Origin of the sequence: Erwinia mallotivora, from assembly GCF_000590885.1 — a bacterium.
GTDB classification, from domain to species: domain Bacteria; phylum Pseudomonadota; class Gammaproteobacteria; order Enterobacterales; family Enterobacteriaceae; genus Erwinia; species Erwinia mallotivora.
In genome coordinates this window covers 56,574-74,260 of record NZ_JFHN01000063.1, presented here as the reverse complement: position 1 = coordinate 74,260, position 17,687 = coordinate 56,574, and the positions used below count along the sequence as shown (strand labels likewise).

Annotated in this window: 17 protein-coding genes and 1 other RNA gene; 14 read left to right on the top strand and 4 right to left on the bottom strand. The window is 54.5% G+C overall.

All coding sequences use genetic code 11. The annotated features are described in order from the left end of the window. Position 1 precedes the first annotated feature (1 nt). The 8 genes from BG55_RS16640 (at position 2) to BG55_RS16605 (ending at position 8,112) form a co-directional block, all read left to right on the top strand. Entirely contained in the window at positions 2-298 is a 297-nt protein-coding gene (locus BG55_RS16640) for a DUF4312 family protein (protein WP_034939833.1), read from the top strand. Between the two features lie 69 nt (positions 299-367). Further along, on the top strand, positions 368-1,144 hold the full coding sequence (locus BG55_RS16635; RefSeq protein ID WP_034939831.1) for a DUF4311 domain-containing protein: 777 nt from the start codon (positions 368-370) through the stop codon (positions 1,142-1,144). A gap of 13 nt (positions 1,145-1,157) precedes the next feature. Further along, positions 1,158-1,802, top strand: a complete 645-nt coding sequence (locus BG55_RS16630; protein WP_034939830.1) for a DUF4310 family protein — start codon at positions 1,158-1,160, stop codon at positions 1,800-1,802. A gap of 59 nt (positions 1,803-1,861) precedes the next feature. After that, positions 1,862-2,995: an amidohydrolase/deacetylase family metallohydrolase gene (locus BG55_RS16625; protein WP_034939828.1), complete on the top strand. Its 1,134-nt coding sequence runs from the start codon at positions 1,862-1,864 to the stop codon at positions 2,993-2,995. Continuing rightward, positions 2,979-4,100 (top strand): DgaE family pyridoxal phosphate-dependent ammonia lyase, encoded by a 1,122-nt coding sequence (locus BG55_RS16620; protein WP_034939827.1) that lies wholly within the window; start codon positions 2,979-2,981, stop codon positions 4,098-4,100. The genes BG55_RS16625 and BG55_RS16620 overlap by 17 nt, the downstream gene beginning before the upstream one ends. Next, the gene (dagF, locus tag BG55_RS16615) at positions 4,097-4,837 is read left to right on the top strand and encodes a 2-dehydro-3-deoxy-phosphogluconate aldolase (RefSeq protein WP_034939824.1); all 741 of its coding nucleotides are present in this window, start codon (positions 4,097-4,099) and stop codon (positions 4,835-4,837) included. Before BG55_RS16620 ends, dagF begins: the two co-directional genes overlap by 4 nt. Positions 4,838-4,988: 151 nt before the next feature. Then, positions 4,989-6,134 carry a lactonase family protein gene (locus BG55_RS16610; RefSeq protein WP_034939823.1) on the top strand — a complete coding sequence of 382 codons (1,146 nt, stop codon included), beginning with the start codon at positions 4,989-4,991 and terminating at the stop codon, positions 6,132-6,134. A gap of 67 nt (positions 6,135-6,201) precedes the next feature. Then, positions 6,202-8,112 (top strand): BglG family transcription antiterminator, encoded by a 1,911-nt coding sequence (locus tag BG55_RS16605; RefSeq protein WP_034939821.1) that lies wholly within the window; start codon positions 6,202-6,204, stop codon positions 8,110-8,112. Between the two features lie 62 nt (positions 8,113-8,174). Here BG55_RS16605 and dolP read toward each other — a convergent pair whose 3' ends face one another. From dolP to BG55_RS16585, 4 genes are read right to left on the bottom strand one after another with little or no spacing between them, the layout of a single operon-like run. Beyond that, complete coding sequence (dolP, locus tag BG55_RS16600) at positions 8,175-8,747, bottom strand: division/outer membrane stress-associated lipid-binding lipoprotein (RefSeq protein WP_034939819.1); 573 nt, start codon at positions 8,745-8,747, stop codon at positions 8,175-8,177. 9 nt (positions 8,748-8,756) lie between these two features. Further along, complete coding sequence (gene diaA / locus BG55_RS16595) at positions 8,757-9,347, bottom strand: DnaA initiator-associating protein DiaA (protein WP_034939817.1); 591 nt, start codon at positions 9,345-9,347, stop codon at positions 8,757-8,759. A gap of 32 nt (positions 9,348-9,379) precedes the next feature. Further along, a complete protein-coding gene (locus tag BG55_RS16590) occupies positions 9,380-9,772 on the bottom strand; it encodes a YraN family protein (RefSeq protein WP_034939815.1) in 393 nt (130 codons plus the stop codon). Next, a complete protein-coding gene (locus tag BG55_RS16585) occupies positions 9,730-11,796 on the bottom strand; it encodes a penicillin-binding protein activator (RefSeq protein ID WP_034940026.1) in 2,067 nt (688 codons plus the stop codon). The genes BG55_RS16590 and BG55_RS16585 overlap by 43 nt, the downstream gene beginning before the upstream one ends. A 62-nt stretch (positions 11,797-11,858) precedes the next feature. Between BG55_RS16585 and rsmI the strand changes: the two genes are divergently transcribed. The 6 genes from rsmI (at position 11,859) to BG55_RS16555 (ending at position 17,650) form a co-directional block, all read left to right on the top strand. Beyond that, complete coding sequence (gene rsmI, locus BG55_RS16580; protein WP_034939812.1) at positions 11,859-12,716, top strand: 16S rRNA (cytidine(1402)-2'-O)-methyltransferase; 858 nt, start codon at positions 11,859-11,861, stop codon at positions 12,714-12,716. Positions 12,717-12,748: 32 nt separating this feature from the next. Next, positions 12,749-13,126, top strand: an RNA gene (gene rnpB, locus BG55_RS21510) — RNase P RNA component class A. Positions 13,127-14,254: 1,128 nt separating this feature from the next. Continuing rightward, the gene (locus tag BG55_RS16575; RefSeq protein WP_034939809.1) at positions 14,255-14,551 is read left to right on the top strand and encodes a hypothetical protein; all 297 of its coding nucleotides are present in this window, start codon (positions 14,255-14,257) and stop codon (positions 14,549-14,551) included. Positions 14,552-14,614: 63 nt separating this feature from the next. Then, entirely contained in the window at positions 14,615-15,148 is a 534-nt protein-coding gene (locus BG55_RS16570) for a hypothetical protein (protein WP_034939807.1), read from the top strand. Positions 15,149-15,678: 530 nt separating this feature from the next. Further along, positions 15,679-16,887, top strand: coding sequence for an aldose 1-epimerase family protein (locus BG55_RS16560; protein WP_034939803.1), 1,209 nt, complete (start codon positions 15,679-15,681; stop codon positions 16,885-16,887). A gap of 187 nt (positions 16,888-17,074) precedes the next feature. Next, positions 17,075-17,650, top strand: a complete 576-nt coding sequence (locus BG55_RS16555) for a UPF0149 family protein (RefSeq protein ID WP_052018914.1) — start codon at positions 17,075-17,077, stop codon at positions 17,648-17,650. The last annotated feature ends 37 nt before the right edge of the window (positions 17,651-17,687 follow it).

Here is a 17,687-nt window from a genome sequence, read left to right as displayed (position 1 = left end):
AATGAAAAGGCAATTCACCACCACGGTGAACGTCAGCGGTTCGGGCGACAGCAGGCGCAAAGCCTTCGCTGATGCGCTGAGCCGGGTACAACAGACGCTGCTGAAATCCTCAGACCAGGTGCTGCTGCGTATTGAACCGCAGGATGTAAAGGTGGTTCAGGCGCGGGAAAGCATCAGGCAGGAGAAGTTTCTGTTCTTTTTTCTGGCACGGGAGCGACGGCGTTACCGCATTGAGCTGGAGATTACCGTTAACGTCAGCGTCATCGAGGTGGATAAAGTGGACTTCATTACGGAATAAAAATCTGCCCGCCAGGGCAGCAATAATCATGATTTAAAAACGTTGGCGTAAGCCTGAAAGGAAAGACTGATGTTTTTAATTATTCTTTTAAAGTCGCTGATCATCGGTGGCCTGGTGGGGGTTGGCGTGGGCGCAGGTGCAGCCCGTATGTTTCATGCGCCCGCCACCCAGGGGATGGGGGCATTTCGTACCCTGGGCGAGCTCAACTCCTGCGAGGGCGATCCGGCTTCTCACTTCTCGTTTGGTCTGGGGTTCTTCTTCAATGCCTGGGCGTCTTCGGTGGCGGCCGGTTCCTTCACCCAGGACGTCGATCACCGCATTATTCCCCACTGGGGAGCCGCCGCGCTGATGGTGAAAAATCGCCGCGTCGCTGAAACCCTGCACAATCCCCAAAAGATGGCCCTGGCCTGTGGGCTGATCGGCATGATCGTGGTTGCCTTCCTTAACTCCACCGCTTCCGCAGTGCCAGCTGCGCTTCAGGTGACGGCGGTTAAAGTGCTGGTGCCTGCCGCCAACCTGTTGGTTAACACCGTGATGCCGGTGATCTTCTGGCTGGCGGCCATTGATGCCGGGAAAAAGTCCGGTGCCTGGGCCACGCTGTTTGGCGGGCTGGCGCAGTTGATTATGGGCAACGCGGTGCCGGGCCTGGTGCTGGGCATTCTGATTGGCAAAGGCGTGGAAGAGAGCGGCTGGAACAAAGTTACCGGGGTAATGATGTCGGCCATCGTGCTGCTGTTTGTGCTCAGCGGATTTTTCCGCGGCTTTGATATGAAAGTATTGCAGTCCTTCCAGCTGGGGATCCCGGGCTGGCTGGAGATGATTCATAACACCCTGAGCGGGAAATAAGAGGGCGATGTAAATGGAAGAGTCAACGCGCGGTTTCTGGTATGCCGACTGGTCTTTCCCGATTTTTGTCGGACTGCTCTCTGCCGGGGTGTTTGCCGGGACGCACATGTACTACGTCTATGGGCTGGGGGCTTTCAACGAGGTGGCTTTTGTTTCGATGCTGCGTTCCGGCATGGAAACCGGTGTCTATGGGGCGGTGGCGGCCTTTGGGGCCAGCTTCCTGTTTGCCCGCATCATTGAAGGGTCGCTGGTGGGCATTCTGGATATTGGTGGCGCGGTTCAGACCGGCATTGGTCTGGGGGTACCGGCAATGCTGCTGGGCGCGGGAATTGTCTATCCGGTTGCCAACTTTGCCGCCTCACTGCTTACCGGCCTGCTGCTGGGGATGGCAACGGGCTATCTGATTGTGCTGGCCCGGAAATTTACCATTAACAACAGTGACTCGACCTACGGCGCAGACGTAATGATGGGCGCGGGCAACGCCTCTGGTCGCTTTCTGGGACCGCTGATTATCCTCTCTGCCATGGCGGCCTCCATCCCGATTGGTCTGGGTGCGCTGCTCGGCGCGCTGCTGTTCTATCTGTGGGATAAACCGATCACCGGCGGTGCCATTCTTGGCGCAATGCTGCTGGGTGCCGTTTTTCCGATCACGCTTTGAGCTAAAGACGGTGTGGCGCGGAATAAACCATTCTCAATGGATGAATACAGGAGTTTGCCATGTTTGATCTTATCATCCGGCGGGCGCGACTGACGGATGGCAGCCTGACGGATATTGCCATCCTCAGGGGTAAAATTGCCGCGCTGGGCGAGGTGAACGGCAGCGCATTGCAGCAGTGCGATCTTCAGGGGCGGTTCTGGTTAAGTGCGGGCTGGATTGACTCTCACGTCCACTGCTATCCGCAGTCGCCGCTTTACCATGACTCGCCCGACCGTGTTGGGGTGGAAAGCGGCGTGACCACGGTGGTGGATGCAGGCAGCACCGGGGCTGACGAGGTGGAACAATTTTATCAGCTCACCCGCAGCGCCCGTACTCAGGTTTATGCGCTGCTGAATATTGCCCGCAGCGGGATTGTCACCCAGAACGAGCTGGCGGATATGCGCCAGATTGACGCTGCTGCCGTGCGCGATGCGCTGGTACGCCTGCCGGAGTTTATTGTGGGTTTCAAAGCCCGCATGAGCAGCAGCGTGACAGGTGATAACGGTATTAAGCCACTGATTCGCGCCAAAGCGATCCAGCGGGAGAACGGCGGTCTGCCGCTGATGGTACACATTGGCAACACCCCGCCGGACCTGGATGAGATAGCTGATCTGCTTAGTCAGGGCGATATCATCACCCACTGCTATCACGGCAAGCCCAACCGCATCCTCACCCCAACCGGCACCTTGCGTGCCTCGATTACGCAGGCCTTACAGCGCGGTGTGCGTCTGGACGTTGGTCACGGTAGCGCCAGCTTCAGCTTTGCGGTGGCACGGGCCGCTATCGCGCAGGGTATTCTGCCGCACACCATCAGTTCTGACATTTACTGCCGTAACCGCCTCAGTGGCCCGGTGCACAGCCTTGCCCATGTGATGTCCAAATTTTTCAGTGTCGGGATGACGCTGCCGCAAATCATTGATTGCGTGACGATCAATGCGGCAGAAGGGCTGCGGCTGCATCAAAAAGGGCGGTTAAGGGTGGGTGGTGACGCCGATCTGACCCTGTTTGATTTGCAGGCGGAAAATTGCCTGTTCATTGATTCTGAGGGCGAATCTGTTGCGGGTGAACAACAGCTGATACCGCTGGCCGCGATGGTGGGCGGCAGGTGGTTTATTACCGATGAAGGGAAAAAACAGCATGTCTTCGATTTATGAAAAATATGGCCTGAAACAGGTGATCAATGCCTCCGGCCGCATGACTATTCTTGGTGTCTCCACCCCGGCGGCGGACGTGGTTGAAACCGTGCAGTACGGTCTTAATCACTATTTTGAAATGAAAGATTTGGTGGATAAAACCGGGGCTTATATTGCGGGGCTGCTTGGGTGTGAGGACGCGGTGGTGGTCTCCTGCGCCTCTGCGGGTATCGCCCAGTCGGTGGCCGCGGTGATTGTGCAGGATAACGACTGGCTGCTGGAGAATCTGCACGCTGCACCGCTGACGGTGCCACACGACATCGTGTTGCCAAAAGGTCACAACGTTAACTATGGCGCACCGGTTGGCACTATGGTGACCATGGGGGGAGGACGGCTGGTGGAAGCCGGTTATGCCAACGAATGCTCGGCTGAGCAACTCAGTGCGGCGATGGGCCCGCAGACCGCCGCTGTCCTCTACGTCAAGTCTCATCACTGCGTACAAAAAAGCCATCTCAGCGTGGCTGACGCCGCGCGGGTGGCGCGGCAACACGGTGTGCCGCTGATTGTCGATGCGGCAGCGGAAGAGGATTTACAGTGCTATTACCAGGCAGGAGCCGATCTGGTGATTTACAGCGGCGCTAAAGCAATTGAAGGTCCAACCAGCGGGCTGGTCGTCGGACGTCGGCAGTACGTCAGCTGGGTAAAACGTCAGTCGATGGGCATTGGCCGGGCGATGAAGGTCGGCAAGGAGAGCATTCTTGGTCTGACCCAGGCGATTGAAAATTACAGGGTGCAGGAGAGGGTATCTGGTGCGCAGATGGTGGAAAAAATGACGCCGTTTATCAACCAGCTGAACACCCTGCACGGTATCCGCGCCAGGGTGGTCTGGGATGCTGCCGGACGTGATATCGCCCGCACGGAAATTCATTTTGATGAAGCGATCATTGGCCGTGCCACCTCTGAAGTGGTACAGGCGCTGAAAACCGGCGATATTGCCATTTACTTTCGTGGCTATAAGGCGAACGAAGGGATGGTGGAAGTCGATGTCCGTAGCGTATCGGCGGAACAGCTGCATACCCTGTTCAGCTGCATCAGTACACTGCAGTCAGGAGCAACAACATCATGACGCTGACCCCCAAATTTTACCGGGATCGCGTCTGTCTGAACGTGCTGGCCGGTTCGAAAGAGAACGCGCGCGAGGTGTGGCAGGCCGCAGAGGGCTACGTGCTGGTGGGCGTGCTGTCGAAAAACTACCCCGATGTGGCGAGCGCGGTGACGGATATGCGTGATTATGCCCGGCTGATTGATAATGCACTGTCGGTGGGGCTGGGAGCAGGCGATCCAAACCAGTCTGCGATGGTCAGCGCCATTTCAGCGCAGCTACAGCCGCAGCATGTTAACCAGGTGTTTACCGGTGTGGCAACCAGCCGGGCGCTGCTGGGACAGGACCAGACGGTGGTTAACGGTCTGATCTCCCCCACCGGTAGGGTGGGAATGGTTAAAATCTCCACCGGGCCACGCAGTGCCAAAGCGCCCGATGGCATTGTGCCAGTGGCAACGGCCATCGCCATGCTGAAAGACTTTGGCGGCAGCTCGGTAAAATATTTCCCTATGGGCGGCCTGCGGGCGATTGATGAGTTCAGCGTTGTGGCAAAAGCCTGCGCGGAGCAGGATTTCTGGCTGGAGCCAACCGGCGGTATTGATCTGGCTAACTATCAGCAGATTTTGCAGATCGCCCTTGACGCGGGGGTCAGTAAAATCATCCCGCATATCTACAGTTCGATAATCGATAAAGAGACAGGCAATACCCGGCCCAGCGATGTCAGCAGATTACTGGCAATGACCAGAAGCCTGCTGGATTGAAACCCCGCCGGTGAGCTCCATATGTTGTTGGCTGCGACCAACGGTTTCTGAATGCAACCCGCCCGGATGAGGCAGGTATGCTGCCGCGACAATCCCCAGGGGCTCCGGCAGCGTCACCTCAGCGGCTTTCACTGATACTGAGAGGAACACTATGCGTTATGGATCGGTAATCTGCGCGGCGTCTCTGGCTCTGATGGCGACCACGTCCTGCGCGGTAAGCGCACAGTATGCCTGGGTGGGCACCTATCCGCCGAACGGAGAAGGCATTTACCGTTTTCAGGTCAATCCGGCTGATGGGGCGCTGAGTGACAAAACGCTGGTCAGCAGGCAGCTCAGCCCGGCGCAGATGACCATCGATGCACAGGGCAAAACCCTGTACGTCGCCAGTGAAAGCGAAAAAGGTGTGGTGGTGGCCTATGCCATAGCCCGTGACGGCAGTCTGAAAATGCGCAATCAGGTCAGCTCACAGGGGGCGGGGCCGGTGTATCTGTCGCTGACGCCGGACGGTAAATTTTTGCTGGTAGCCAACTACAACAGTGGCAGCATCGCGGTTCTGCCGGTGCAGGCGGATGGCCGACTTTCTGAAGCCAGTGACGCCCGGCAGCATCAGGGACCGGCTGGCGCGACGAAACCGGCGGCGGCGGTTGAGGGCAGCTTTGCCATCAGCGATCATAACGGTCCTCATGCGCACATGATCGCCAGCGATCCCTCCGGCAGATTTGTTTTCTCAACCGATCTCGGGCTGGATCGTATCTGGCAGTATCGCCTGAGCCACAATGGCAAATTGCAGGCCAGCCAGCCTGCGTGGATCGCCGCTTCTTCTGCCGGAGCCGGACCTCGTCATTTTGTCTTTCATCCCGACGGTAAATTGCTCTACCTGATTAATGAAGAAGCCTCGACCCTGACGCATTATCTGTTAAACAGCGATACCGGCACCCTGAGCGAGAGGGCGACCGTTTCAGCCTTACCGGCAGGGTATAAGGGCACCAGTTTCGCTGCTGGCCTGGTGATGGATAAGGCTGGCAGGAATCTGTGGGTGGCTAATCGCCTGCACAACAGCATTGCGCACTTTGCCATTGCGCCTGACGGGTCGCTGAGCCATAAAGACGATGTCTGGACGCGGGGCGACTACACACGCACGCTGAGCCTGTCAGCCGATGGCAGGACGCTCTACGCGGTCAATCAGCGCAGCGATAACATCACGCGTTTTCGCGTGGACCCGGCCAGCGGTGTGCTGTCGTTCAGTGGTGATTACACGGCGGTCGGCGCACCTTCCCAGCTGGTATTCACGCCGTAATCTTGTTCCGGGTGGATAAGCGCCACGTCGCACCACCTTTTCTTGCCTTTTCACCACAGGAACAGCCTTGAGATTCCCAAATCAACGCCTCTCCCAGCTGTTTAGTCTGCTGCAAAACGAAACGCTGCCTCCTGACGAGCTGGCGCGGCGTCTGGCGGTATCGACCCGCACTGTGCGCACGGATATCACCTCGCTGAATGCCCTGCTGGCTGACCACGGGGTCTGCTTTGTGCTCAGTCGTGGCGCAGGTTATCAAATGAACATTACCGATGCTGCCCGCTACGGTCAGTTGCAGCAGCAGTCACCTTCACATTTGCGGATACCGCGCACCTCCGGCGCTCGCGTGCATTATTTGTTGATCCGTTTCCTGACCGCCGCTTTTTCGCTGAAGCTGGAAGATCTGGCGGAAGAGTGGTTTGTCAGTCGCGCGACATTGCAGGGTGATATGGCGGAGGTACGTGAGAGGCTGGCGCGTTATCAACTGGTGATTGAAACCCGGCCGCGCTACGGCATGAAACTGTTTGGCCGTGAAGTGGCAGTGCGAACCTGTCTGACCGAACTGTTGTACCAGATTGCTCAGGAGGATGCTGACGATCCGCTACTCCGGCTGGAAGCGCTGAACAGTGGGATGCTGGAGAGGTTGCACCCGCTGCTTAATCAGTGCTTCAGCCGCTGCAATATTCGTCTGAATGATGACAGTGAACTTTACCTGCGGATTTACTGTGCGGTGGCGGTGCGGCGTATCAGCGAGGGCTATCCGCTGTCTGATTTCAGTGCCGATGACGTCGATCAGGATGTGCACGACGCTGCCCGACAGATTATTCATCTGATGCGACCGCTAACCGGCAAGGTAATTTCACCTGCGGAAGAAGCCTGGCTGCGGGTCAATATCGCGGCAAGAAGGGTTGAGGAGATCGCCCTCAGCGCAATAGGGCCGGATGACGGCGAGTCGCTGGTGAACTATATCCTCAGCTACATCAACAGCCATTACCGTTTCGATCTTCAGCGCGACATGCAATTGCGGGCAGATTTGCTGACGCATATTAAAACGATGATTACCCGCGTGCGCTATCAGATAAACATCCCCAATCCGCTGCTGGCGAATATTAAACAGCACTATCCGATGGCCTGGGATGTGACGCTGGCTGCCGTTTCAAGTTGGGGTAAATACACTCCGTATGCGATCAGTGAGAATGAAATGGGTTTCCTGGTTCTGCATATCGGTGTCGGACTGGAGCGTCATTACAACGTCAGCTATCAGCACCATCCACAGATCCTGCTGGTGTGCGACACCGGCACCTCAACCGTTCGTATGATCCAGACCATGCTGATGCGCAAATATCCGCAGATTGTCATCCGTCATATTATTTCGCTGCGCGAGTATGAGCGGCAGGAAAGTATTGAGGAGGATTTTGTCATCTCCACCGTGAGGCTGACTGAGAAAAATAAACCTGTGGTGGTGATGTCACCGTTTCCGACCGGCTATCAGCTGGAGCAGATCGGTAAACAGGTGCTGGTGGATCGAACCCGTGCCGGAATGCTGGAAAAGTTCTTTGACGCCAGACACTTTTGTATCGTCGATCGCCCAATGGCCCGCAGCACGCTTTTCCGGATGCTCTGCGACCAGCTGGAGGCGGAAGGGGTGGTGGACAGTGATTTTTATCCTTCCGTTGAGGAGCGCGAGGCGATTGTCAGTACCATGCTGGGAGAGGGTATTGCGTTGCCACACTCATTGGGGCTGCTGGCGAAGAAAACCGTGGTCTATACCGTACTGGCACCACAGGGTATCCGCTGGGGAGATGAAACTGCCAGTGTGATTTTCCTGCTGGCTATCAGTAAAAGCGAATATGAAGAAGCGATGGCGATCTACGATCTTTTTGTCACTTTCATGCGTGAAAGGGCAATGACGCGGCTGCGGGACAGTGTGGATTTTGACAGCTTCAGGGTGGTGGCGCTGGATTGCCTTAGCCGGATATAAAGCAGGACGCGAATGAAAAATCCGTAGCCGGGCAGTGCCGGTTACGGATTCCAGGGGTGGGGCTATTTCAGGATAGTAAAGGCGGTGGTGACATGTTTCACGCCGCTCACACGGCTGGCAATGTCGGCCGCCGCTTTCCCTTCCGCGTCGGTTACCAGGCCTAACAGGAACACTTCGCCATTTTCTGTCGTCACCTTCACATTGGACGATTTCACCTGGTCGCTGGCTAACAGCTGGGAGCGGACCTTGGTGGTGATCCAGGTGTCGGAAGACGCCGTGCCAAAACTGGCTTTATCGCTGGTACGGATCTCGTTGTAGACCTCGGTTGCGCCGTCCACGCCCATGGTGATTTGTTTGGCGCGGCTGGCGAGGGTGGCGTCAGGGGCCTGACCGGTCAGCAGGACTTTCCCCTGATAGGCGGTAGCAACAATGTGGGCATCGGTTTTGATCTGCTGGTCTTTGGACAACGCATTGCTGACGCGCAGCTCCAGCGTGCCATCATCCACCTGAGTGCCTACCGTCCGGGGATCGGAGGCGGTTTTGGTGGCAACGGCTGCGCTGCCAATCACTGCGGCCACGCAGCCCTGTAACATCAACGCGGTAAACACCACGGCAATAGCGGGTAATGCCTTCATTTCGGCTCCTTAAACGTCCTGGTGGGGAAACAAGGTGTTATCGATCAAATCGCACAGGCAGTTCACAGTTAACATATGCATTTCCTGAATTCTTGCGCTGCGGTGTGAGGGGATGCGAATTTCCACATCCTGTGGGCCCAGCAGGCCGGCGAGTTCGCCGCCGTCGTGGCCGGTAAGCGCGATGATGGTCATATCGCGCGTTACCGCTGCCTCCAGGGCTTTTACAATATCGCGGCTGTTGCCACGTGTTGAGATAGCCAACAGAATATCCCCTGCATTCCCTAACGCACGTACCTGCTTGGCATAGACTTCTTCGTGCAGGCGGTCGTTACCAATTGCTGTCAGCAGGACATTATCCGCACTCAGGGCAATGGCAGGCAGACTCGGACGTTCAGTCTCAAAGCGGTTAATCATCGTTGCTGCAAAATGCTGGGCGTTGGCGCTGGAAGTACCATTACCACAGCTCAGAATTTTGTTACCGTTCAGCAGAGATTGCACCATGGTAATCGCCGCACGGGAAATGGCATCCGGTAACGCTTCTGCTGCGGCGATCTGCGTTTGAATACTTTCGGTAAAACAGACTTTAATTCTTTCCAGCACTTCTTTCACCTGGTCAGTCAATGACAGAGCGGTTACTCCGCCGAAAAAGCATTGGGCAGCCAGTCGGTGTTCGCACCGGTTATGGCCACCACATCAAAACGACAGTCTGCCGTTTCCAGACTCTCGCCACGGCGATTAAGCCACAGGGCGGCGGCGGTTAACAGCTTTTGCTGTTTGTTGCGGGTAACGCTGGCCGCGGCACCGCCAAACAGGGCGTTACGACGGTAGCGTACCTCAACAAAAACCCAACATGCTTTATCACGCATAATCAGGTCGATTTCTCCACCGCGAAAACGAACATTGGCGGCGACAAAGCTAAGACCTGACTGTTCGAGTAACTGGCGGGCCTGCCGTTCGCAGGCCGCCCCTGTTTTCAGCCTGCTCAGGAGGCCGGAACGATTTGTCCCTGACGATACTGGCTCCATGTCAACTTCCTGTTGATGACGCAATCCGTGTTGGCGCTCAGGTTGCCGGTTTCGCCTTTGATCTGAAAACCTGACATCTGGCGGATATCGTTAAAGTGGTTAGCCAGCGTCCAGGCATCCACCCCCATCGCATACAGCCTGACCAGCGAATAATCGTTGTTAAAACTCTTCGCTGCCTGCTGTAACAGGGCTGGCTGGCTACCGGTCAGTAGTGGCATATCACTGAATTGCAGGCCTTCCATCTCCAGGCGGTAGTCCGGACCGGCCCCCGCCTGGAAACTGCGTGAACTGGCATAGAGTTGTACCATGCTGCGGCTGCTGACGCGCATTGAAATCATCGGTTTAATCAGTGCCATCTCATCCTGGGTTGCCACGATATAGACCGAATCCACATTGCCATCGCTGCCGGAGGCCGCAGGCTGCGGGCTGCTGACCGGTGCCGGAATGGTCAGTCCCGCAACCGTCACGCCCTGAGGCTGTTCAGCCTGCGCGGTGATAGGCGTACCGCTCAGGCGCAGACCGGCTCCGCTGTTGATCCCCTGCTTCAATTCTGAGGTAGAACCAAACTGCTGTTGCAGCACCGTACCGCCACCCAGTTTCTGCCACTCGCTGGCGAACGCTTTGCTGACGCGATCGCCCAGTGAACTGCGTGGCACCATCAGCAGCGGTGCGCGTCTGTTCTGCTCCCACATATGATGGGCTGCATCACGCGCTTCGTCTTCAGGAGAAAGCGCAAAATAGCAAAGATTCGGATGGTTCTGTACCGTGCCTGGCTCATTCAGCGCAAGGATATTCAGCGGTGTCTGCACCGAAGCAAGTTGCTCAACGTGATTTTTAAGCAGTGGACCGACCACCAGCGTGGCACCATCTTTCTGCGCCTGGGCTAACACCTGATCAATGGGCTGAGTGCTGGTGTCATAGACCTGCACCTGGGTGGCGCTGGAGGGGGCGGCTGTTGCAACGGCATTGCTGGCTGGCGTTGCCGGTTGACCCGATACGGTGGCATCTGGCGCGGCTGCGGCAGGTGATGTGGCAGGCGCAGATGAGGGCGCAGTCACCGGATTCGCTTCGCTGCCCGCTGCCGGGGCGGCGGCGGTGTTAGCGGCGGCGCTTGCTGACGTAGCGTTCGCGTCCACAGGCTGAGCCGCTGCCTGGGTCAGCGCGCCATTTTTGGCGTCGTTGAAGCCTTTCTGGATAGCGTTCGCAAACACCTGCGCCTGGCCGCTCAGCGGCAGCAGCAGAGCAATTTTACCGGTTGAGGAAGGCTGGAAGTTATGCGCCTGACTTAGCGCCGTCGGCAGCATTTTTGCCGCCGGATTATAGGGATAGCGTGTCTGCCAGTCGCCGATCCCTGCTTTGAGCATTTCTGCATCGCTGCTGTTAGCGCGATAAACATTCAGCAGATCCAGCCAGCCCTGAAGGGTGTTTTCATCGGCATTAATCACCAGGTTGTTGGTCTGTTCCGCCGTCATCTGCGTCAGAACCTGCCAGGTGGCATCAATATTTTTTTGCCGGTCAGCCGGATTTTGTAACAGCGGTTCCTGGGCGATCCAGGCGCGAAGCACTTCCAGCGAGGGGCGTCCCTCACTTGCTGCTATCTGCAATGCATAGTAGCGGGCCAGTTGTTCTTTCGACAGCTGGCTCTTGTCCGTCTGTTGGAGCAGCTGAGCCGCACCGGGGAAATCACGCTGAGAAATTTTCAGCTCGGCCTGTAGCAGCAGCGCTTCCTGGCGTTGGGTATCGCTCAGTTGCTGAGGTAGTTGCGCCATCTGGTTGTTGGCATCCGGGAACTTCCCTTCTTTTAACAGCGCCCTGATAGCAAGTAATTGCCAGTCAACCTTGTTATTATCTGAACTTTGCTGCATCTGTTGCAGATAATAGTCGGAAGTACCGGACGCCGCGCCCTGTACATTCACCGCAGGTGTCTGTGGGCTTTGGCTGGTACACCCGGCAAAAAACAGGGCGGCCAGCAGAACAGGCATGCAGCGTCCTGCTTTGTTATGAATGACTTTCGAAGGAAGCATACTGTATCCAGTGATGTTTTTTTCAAGATGCTCAATATTAAATCGGTAAACCGGATCAAACAATGAAACAACGCGAAGAGATTTCCGCCAGCACGCTCTACATCGTTCCCACACCGATTGGTAACCTGGGCGATATCACCCAGCGTGCTCTGGACGTGCTGGCTAACGTCGATCTGATCGCAGCGGAAGATACACGTCATACCGGGCTGTTGCTACAACATTTCTCCATCAATGCGCGCCTGTTCGCATTGCACGATCATAACGAACAGCAGAAAGCGGAAAGCTTGCTGGCGAAGCTGCGCGACGGGCAGAGCATTGCACTGGTTTCTGATGCCGGAACCCCGTTAATTAACGATCCGGGCTACCATCTGGTGCGCCTGTGTCGTGAAGCAGGCATCAGGGTGGTGCCTTTACCGGGTGCCTGCGCGGCGATTACAGCATTATGCGCGGCCGGGCTTCCGTCTGATCGATTCTGTTACGAAGGGTTTCTGCCCGCTAAAAGTAAGAGTCGCTGCGATGTGCTGCGGGCACTGGAGCAGGAGCCGCGCACGCTGATTTTTTATGAGTCCACCCACCGATTGCTGGAGAGTTTACAGGATATGGTGGCGGTGTGGGGGGCTGCGCGCTACGTGGTACTGGCGCGGGAAATCACCAAAACCTGGGAGTCGATTCAGGGCGCGCCGGTAGGAGAATTGCTGGCCTGGGTACAGGAAGATGAGAATCGCCGCAAGGGTGAGATGGTGCTGATTGTTGAGGGATTTCATGCCGTAGACGATGCGCTACCGCCTGAGGCACTGCGTACGCTGGCATTGTTACAGCAGGAGCTGCCGCTGAAAAAAGCGGCTCAGCTGACCGCAGAAATTCACGCGGTGAAAAAGAATGCGCTGTATAAGTATGCGCTGGCGCAGCAAGAGGGGTGACAAACCGCGTCGAATACCCTATCATCCGCGCCGAAGCTGACCAGACAGTCGCCGCTTTGTTGCCGTCCTCCTTCGGGGGAGACAGACAAAGGGGAGGAAAGTCCGGGCTCCACAGGGCAGGGTGCCAGGTAACGCCTGGGGGGCGCAAGCCTACGACCAGTGCAACAGAGAGCAAACCGCCGATGGCCCACTTGTGGGATCAGGTAAGGGTGAAAGGGTGCGGTAAGAGCGCACCGCGCGTCTGGCAACAGTTCGCGGCACGGTAAACTCCACCCGGAGCAAGGCCAAATAGGGGTTCACAAGGTACGGCCCGTACTGAACCCGGGTAGGCTGCTTGAGCCAGTGAGCGATTGCTGGCCTAGATGAATGACTGTCCACGACAGAACCCGGCTTATCGGTCAGTTTCGACTCTTTATGTAGACGCCCACAGAAGTCATTCTGTGGGCGTTTTACTTTGTGGATAGGGATGACTGTCCACTCCGCTCTCTGTAAAAGAATGCGGCTTACCGGTCAGTTTCGACTTCTTTAAAAACAATACGTTGGTGTGTCTCAGGCCTTCAAAGGTGAAAATGTGTCACAGACTGTGATACAGCAGAGGCACACCAACGGTTGTTCCATCCCCAATATCCTCAAGCATGGCATCCGCTACAGCCTTCATTTCAGATTACCAGCAGGACGTTTCTTTCGCGCTTCTCTTAGCTGCGATTCTGCCAGCAGAGCAAAATTCATTTCTTCGCGTCTTTCAATATTCATTTCTCTCGTTAAATCGGCGAGGCCAGAGCCAGTCCAAATATTAGATACCCTACTACGTACTCCATCATGATAAAATTCATAACAATATGATATATAAATAAAAGATTATATATTTCCGTAGTATCCCACCCTCTAGTGATCTTTTCCTGGCGGTAAGCATATATTCTGTTGGCGCATGCAAGTAAGTAGCAGGGACAGCTACAGGCGGAGCGTAGCGCGTGTGCAGACAGTGCTAAAGGAACGAACGCTTGCTGGTGCAAGAATGCATATGCAATGCTGGGACGTCATCAAGGTTTCAGGTAGTTAAACAAAATTTGCCCCCCATCAGGCCAGTCATGCGCACACGAAATATTTCTGAGAGCCATTTTCTTGTGACAAATTCGTAGCCAGAATGCGCACCAATGCCCGCAGCTATCCGTATGACGCTGCTTTTCTCAGATTCAATTATGAATAACCATGTGTAATTTAAAATAACCCTCATGGACTGGCGAGGCTATCGGGAAAAGAAGGGAGTTACGGCGGTAGTTTTGTTTATTAACTCAAACTTAATCTGGCACAGTTATTTTGCTGTGCCCAGGCTGACATGCAACTATGTGCCAACAATGGACTTGTCTAAAGCACACTTTATTAATAATTCAGGAACAGGTCACAATTATTCTGATTGAATTGAGCTGCCAGATTTTTTCGTGCGATAGGTATTGTAAAATGTAAACCAGGTTGACCTTTTTGGATGTAATCGAGCATTGGTCAATATACACTTATTGGCATATACGGAGGTTTAAACTATGACCACAAATCGCATGCCTACCCTTACAGCTGAACAACTTCGGACCATAGCGAATGAAGCGGTGGCGGATGTAGCACGCCAGAAAATCACCACATCAAAAAGTGCTGAGAATGCTCAGCGAACGAGTCCAGTCGAATCAAAGGATAAGGGAGCTGCACTCAGTACGGTTGCTCGTAAGACACTTCATAATCCAAACGCTTCGGAAATTCAGAAGTCATTTGGGGGAACAGTACTCTCTCAGGCAGAAGCGAAAGGGTATTTTAAAGAAGCCTTTAATAAAGTCCGTAAAGGTTGATAATTACATTATTCAATGCGTAGCCCCCAGGCGGGGCGTTTAAATTTCTCATGGAAAGGGAATATGTCTCAACCAAAGAAATGGGTGTTTACTGAGCTTGTACAGGACTCAGACGAGCCGGAACAGCTGATCGCTTATGCGATGTATAAAGCGGACAAAGATGATCTGGCAAGACAATGCAGCGCGAGATTGCTTTCTGACTCAGACATAGTCAATAAACTCACCAGTTTCCATGAAAACATAGCTTATTCAGACAGAAGGCTTCAGGATTATCGTGATAAGGCCAAACGTGCTGTAAATCAGCTGGTAGACAGTGTGAGTGAGAGAGTCGGTGCAGCCTATGATCAGAAAATTGCTGCAATGATGGATAATCATCAAAGTGACTTGCAGGAAAAATGGAAGAAGTGGGGCGAAGATGCAGCGTTATACAGTATCTTACTCAGCCAGTATGGTATATCCGGCTTGGAAAAGGCTTTTTATCCTGGCTCAGTGGCGGAATTTCTGGCCTGGTTGCGACAGCGATTTCTACACTGCTCATTGTCGGTGCTGTGTCACTTTTCACTCCTTCAGTCAGGGACACTGCCCGAGATTCACTAAAAGGTGTCGTCGATACATTGATCCCAGAAACACCTGTTCCGGGTGTGACGGACGCAATTAAAACAAACAAGCAAAAACAGCCCTGAATACAGGCCTGTATGTGCATGGTTTTGACTATGAGGCGATGATATCACCTCTATTCAGGTTGCCAAATTCACTATGCCACTGCCCGCAGGCAAACACCTGCGGGCGTTTTACTTTGCGCATAAAGTATGCGCCATGAGTCAGAGCGGTCAACGGCTGCGCTCTGGTCAGGGTTCTCGTTGTGCTGGCACAAGCAAACTGAATAACACTAATCCGCAGCAGGTTATGGCCGTCACGCTGAATCGTCAAAGCTGGCTGGTGTTCCCGCTAACATATCCTTGCTTTGCACCCTTATGTTTTCATCTTGTAATGAGATTGAAATCATACTTTTTGATTTTCTTTACATTTTCGTAGCGCTAAATGAATCCGATCACATTTTTTTCGCTGAGTAATCATTAGATTTCAGGGGTTATGCACATAATCGATTCAGCCAAAAGGAAGGACTCATGAAAAAAACGTTGCTGTTATCTACTGTTGCTTTGCTTGTATCCGGTCAGGTTTGCGCTAAAAGCTGGTTGCTGACCAGCGCTGAAAGCGGCACAGAACAAGGAAACTGGCAGGTAACCAGTCAGCAGCTGAAAATTAAAGATCAGACTTTCAGCATTGAGCAAAAAGTACTCCACGGGGGTAAACAGGAAGGCAGTAAAATTATCACCATCACCAGCAAAAACGGTCTGACTATCACCCTCAGCCCCACACGTGGCATGAATTTACTGCATGTGGAAGGGTATGGCGTGCGCATGGGTTGGGATTCGCCGGTGAAAGAGGTGGTTAATCCGGCCTTTATCAACCTGGAAAGCCGTAATGGTCTGGGCTGGCTGGATGGTTTCAACGAAATGGTAGTGCGTTGTGGTTATGAATGGACCGGCCACCCGGTCACCGCTGATGGCCGTATTTACACCCTGCATGGCAAAGTCGGCAACACACCGGCGTCTGAGGTTTCCGTTGAGGTCAGTGAAAAAGCGCCTTACGAAATCCGCATTCGGGGACTGGTAAAAGAGAGCACCTTTAAAAAGGTTGATCTCCAGACCGCTACCGAGCTGAGCTATATTCCCGGCAGCAACAGCTTCAGCCTGCATGACGTGCTGACCAATCATGCCGACTACGCTCACGATTATCAGATTATCTATCACAGCAACTTCGGCACACCCATTCTGGAAGAGGGTGCCCGCTTTATCGCCCCCGTTGAGAGCGTCAGCCCGTTCAACGATTACGCTAAAGCTGGCCTGAAAAACTGGCAGACCTATGCCGGACCGACCAAAGATTTTGACGAAATGGTGTTTAACTTTAAACCCCTCTCTGGTGCCGATAAGCAGACCGTTGCCGCAGTGATCAACAAGGCCGGAGATAAAGGGGCGGCGATCGGCTTCAATACTACTCAGCTGCCGGTGCTGACCATGTGGAAAAATACTGACACGCTTAAGCAGGGCTATGTCACCGGTATTGAACCCGGTACCAGCTATGCCTATCCGGTGACCATTGAGCGTGAACAAAAACGTGTGAAGAAGCTTGAAGCAGGTCAGAGTACCCATTTCGACCTGACCTATACCCTGTTGCACAACGCCAGTCAGGTTGCCGAGGTGGAAAAACGCGTCTCCACCCTTCAGGGATCAGAGGCACCAAAGGTCATTGAAACGCCGATGGCAAAAGAGTAATGCTTCTTCCTGCCGCGCCATCGGGTGGCGCGGTTCCTCCTCTCCCTCTCTACAAATTTCACTGGTCACACTTTTGCGTTGCTGGCAAAAATCTGCACCATGTCACCATTATCTGAAATCCAGGATACAGGTTGATGGCGATTAACGGGTAAACTCCCTCCATCATAAATTGTTGAGGAGAACCCGGATGAATAGCGGACCACTGGACGAAGATGATCTGGAATGGCTTGATGACCTCCTGCTGAACCACGGAAATGATGATTCTGTCGTGGATGTTTCCGAACTGGACGGTATGTTGACCGCCATCCTCTCAGGCCCCAACCTGCTGCCCACCTCGCGATGGCTGGCCGCATTATGGGGAGATAAAGAGTATCTCATGGACGAGTTTTCTGAAGAGACCATGAAGCGCTTTATGGATCTGGTTTTACAACATATGAACGACATCCGCGATCGGCTCAATGAGGCGCCGGATCAGTTCGACCCGATGTTTGGTTTCCGTGAGGTAGAGGGGCAGGAGTACCGGGTTGTGGAAGAGTGGTGCTTCGGCTACATGCGTGGTGTGGCGTTGGATGACTGGTCAACGCTGTCATCAGAGCTACAACCGGCGCTTGAGGTCATTGCTCTGCATGGCAAAGAGGAAAACTTCGCCCGGCTGGACAACATGACGCCAGAGGAGTGGGAAGAGAGTCAGGATGCGATTGGCCCGGCTGCGTTGCAACTGCATCAGTACTGGCTGTCAAAACGTCAGAAAGCGTTACATTAAACGTGCTGTAATCGGCTGCGGTTCGGGCGAACAGGTC

Coding starts and splice junctions, on each gene's coding strand:
- BG55_RS16640 (WP_034939833.1), top strand. CDS start 2: ATGAAAAGGCAATTCACCACCACGGTGAACGTCAGCGGTTCGGGCGAC.
- BG55_RS16635 (WP_034939831.1), top strand. CDS start 368: ATGTTTTTAATTATTCTTTTAAAGTCGCTGATCATCGGTGGCCTGGTG.
- BG55_RS16630 (WP_034939830.1), top strand. CDS start 1,158: ATGGAAGAGTCAACGCGCGGTTTCTGGTATGCCGACTGGTCTTTCCCG.
- BG55_RS16625 (WP_034939828.1), top strand. CDS start 1,862: ATGTTTGATCTTATCATCCGGCGGGCGCGACTGACGGATGGCAGCCTG.
- BG55_RS16620 (WP_034939827.1), top strand. CDS start 2,979: ATGTCTTCGATTTATGAAAAATATGGCCTGAAACAGGTGATCAATGCC.
- dagF (WP_034939824.1), top strand. CDS start 4,097: ATGACGCTGACCCCCAAATTTTACCGGGATCGCGTCTGTCTGAACGTG.
- BG55_RS16610 (WP_034939823.1), top strand. CDS start 4,989: ATGCGTTATGGATCGGTAATCTGCGCGGCGTCTCTGGCTCTGATGGCG.
- dolP (WP_034939819.1), bottom strand. CDS start 8,747: ATGAAGGCATTACCCGCTATTGCCGTGGTGTTTACCGCGTTGATGTTA.
- BG55_RS16590 (WP_034939815.1), bottom strand. CDS start 9,772: ATGGAGCCAGTATCGTCAGGGACAAATCGTTCCGGCCTCCTGAGCAGG.
- BG55_RS16585 (WP_034940026.1), bottom strand. CDS start 11,796: ATGCTTCCTTCGAAAGTCATTCATAACAAAGCAGGACGCTGCATGCCT.
- rsmI (WP_034939812.1), top strand. CDS start 11,859: ATGAAACAACGCGAAGAGATTTCCGCCAGCACGCTCTACATCGTTCCC.
- BG55_RS16575 (WP_034939809.1), top strand. CDS start 14,255: ATGACCACAAATCGCATGCCTACCCTTACAGCTGAACAACTTCGGACC.
- BG55_RS16570 (WP_034939807.1), top strand. CDS start 14,615: ATGTCTCAACCAAAGAAATGGGTGTTTACTGAGCTTGTACAGGACTCA.
- BG55_RS16560 (WP_034939803.1), top strand. CDS start 15,679: ATGAAAAAAACGTTGCTGTTATCTACTGTTGCTTTGCTTGTATCCGGT.
- BG55_RS16555 (WP_052018914.1), top strand. CDS start 17,075: ATGAATAGCGGACCACTGGACGAAGATGATCTGGAATGGCTTGATGAC.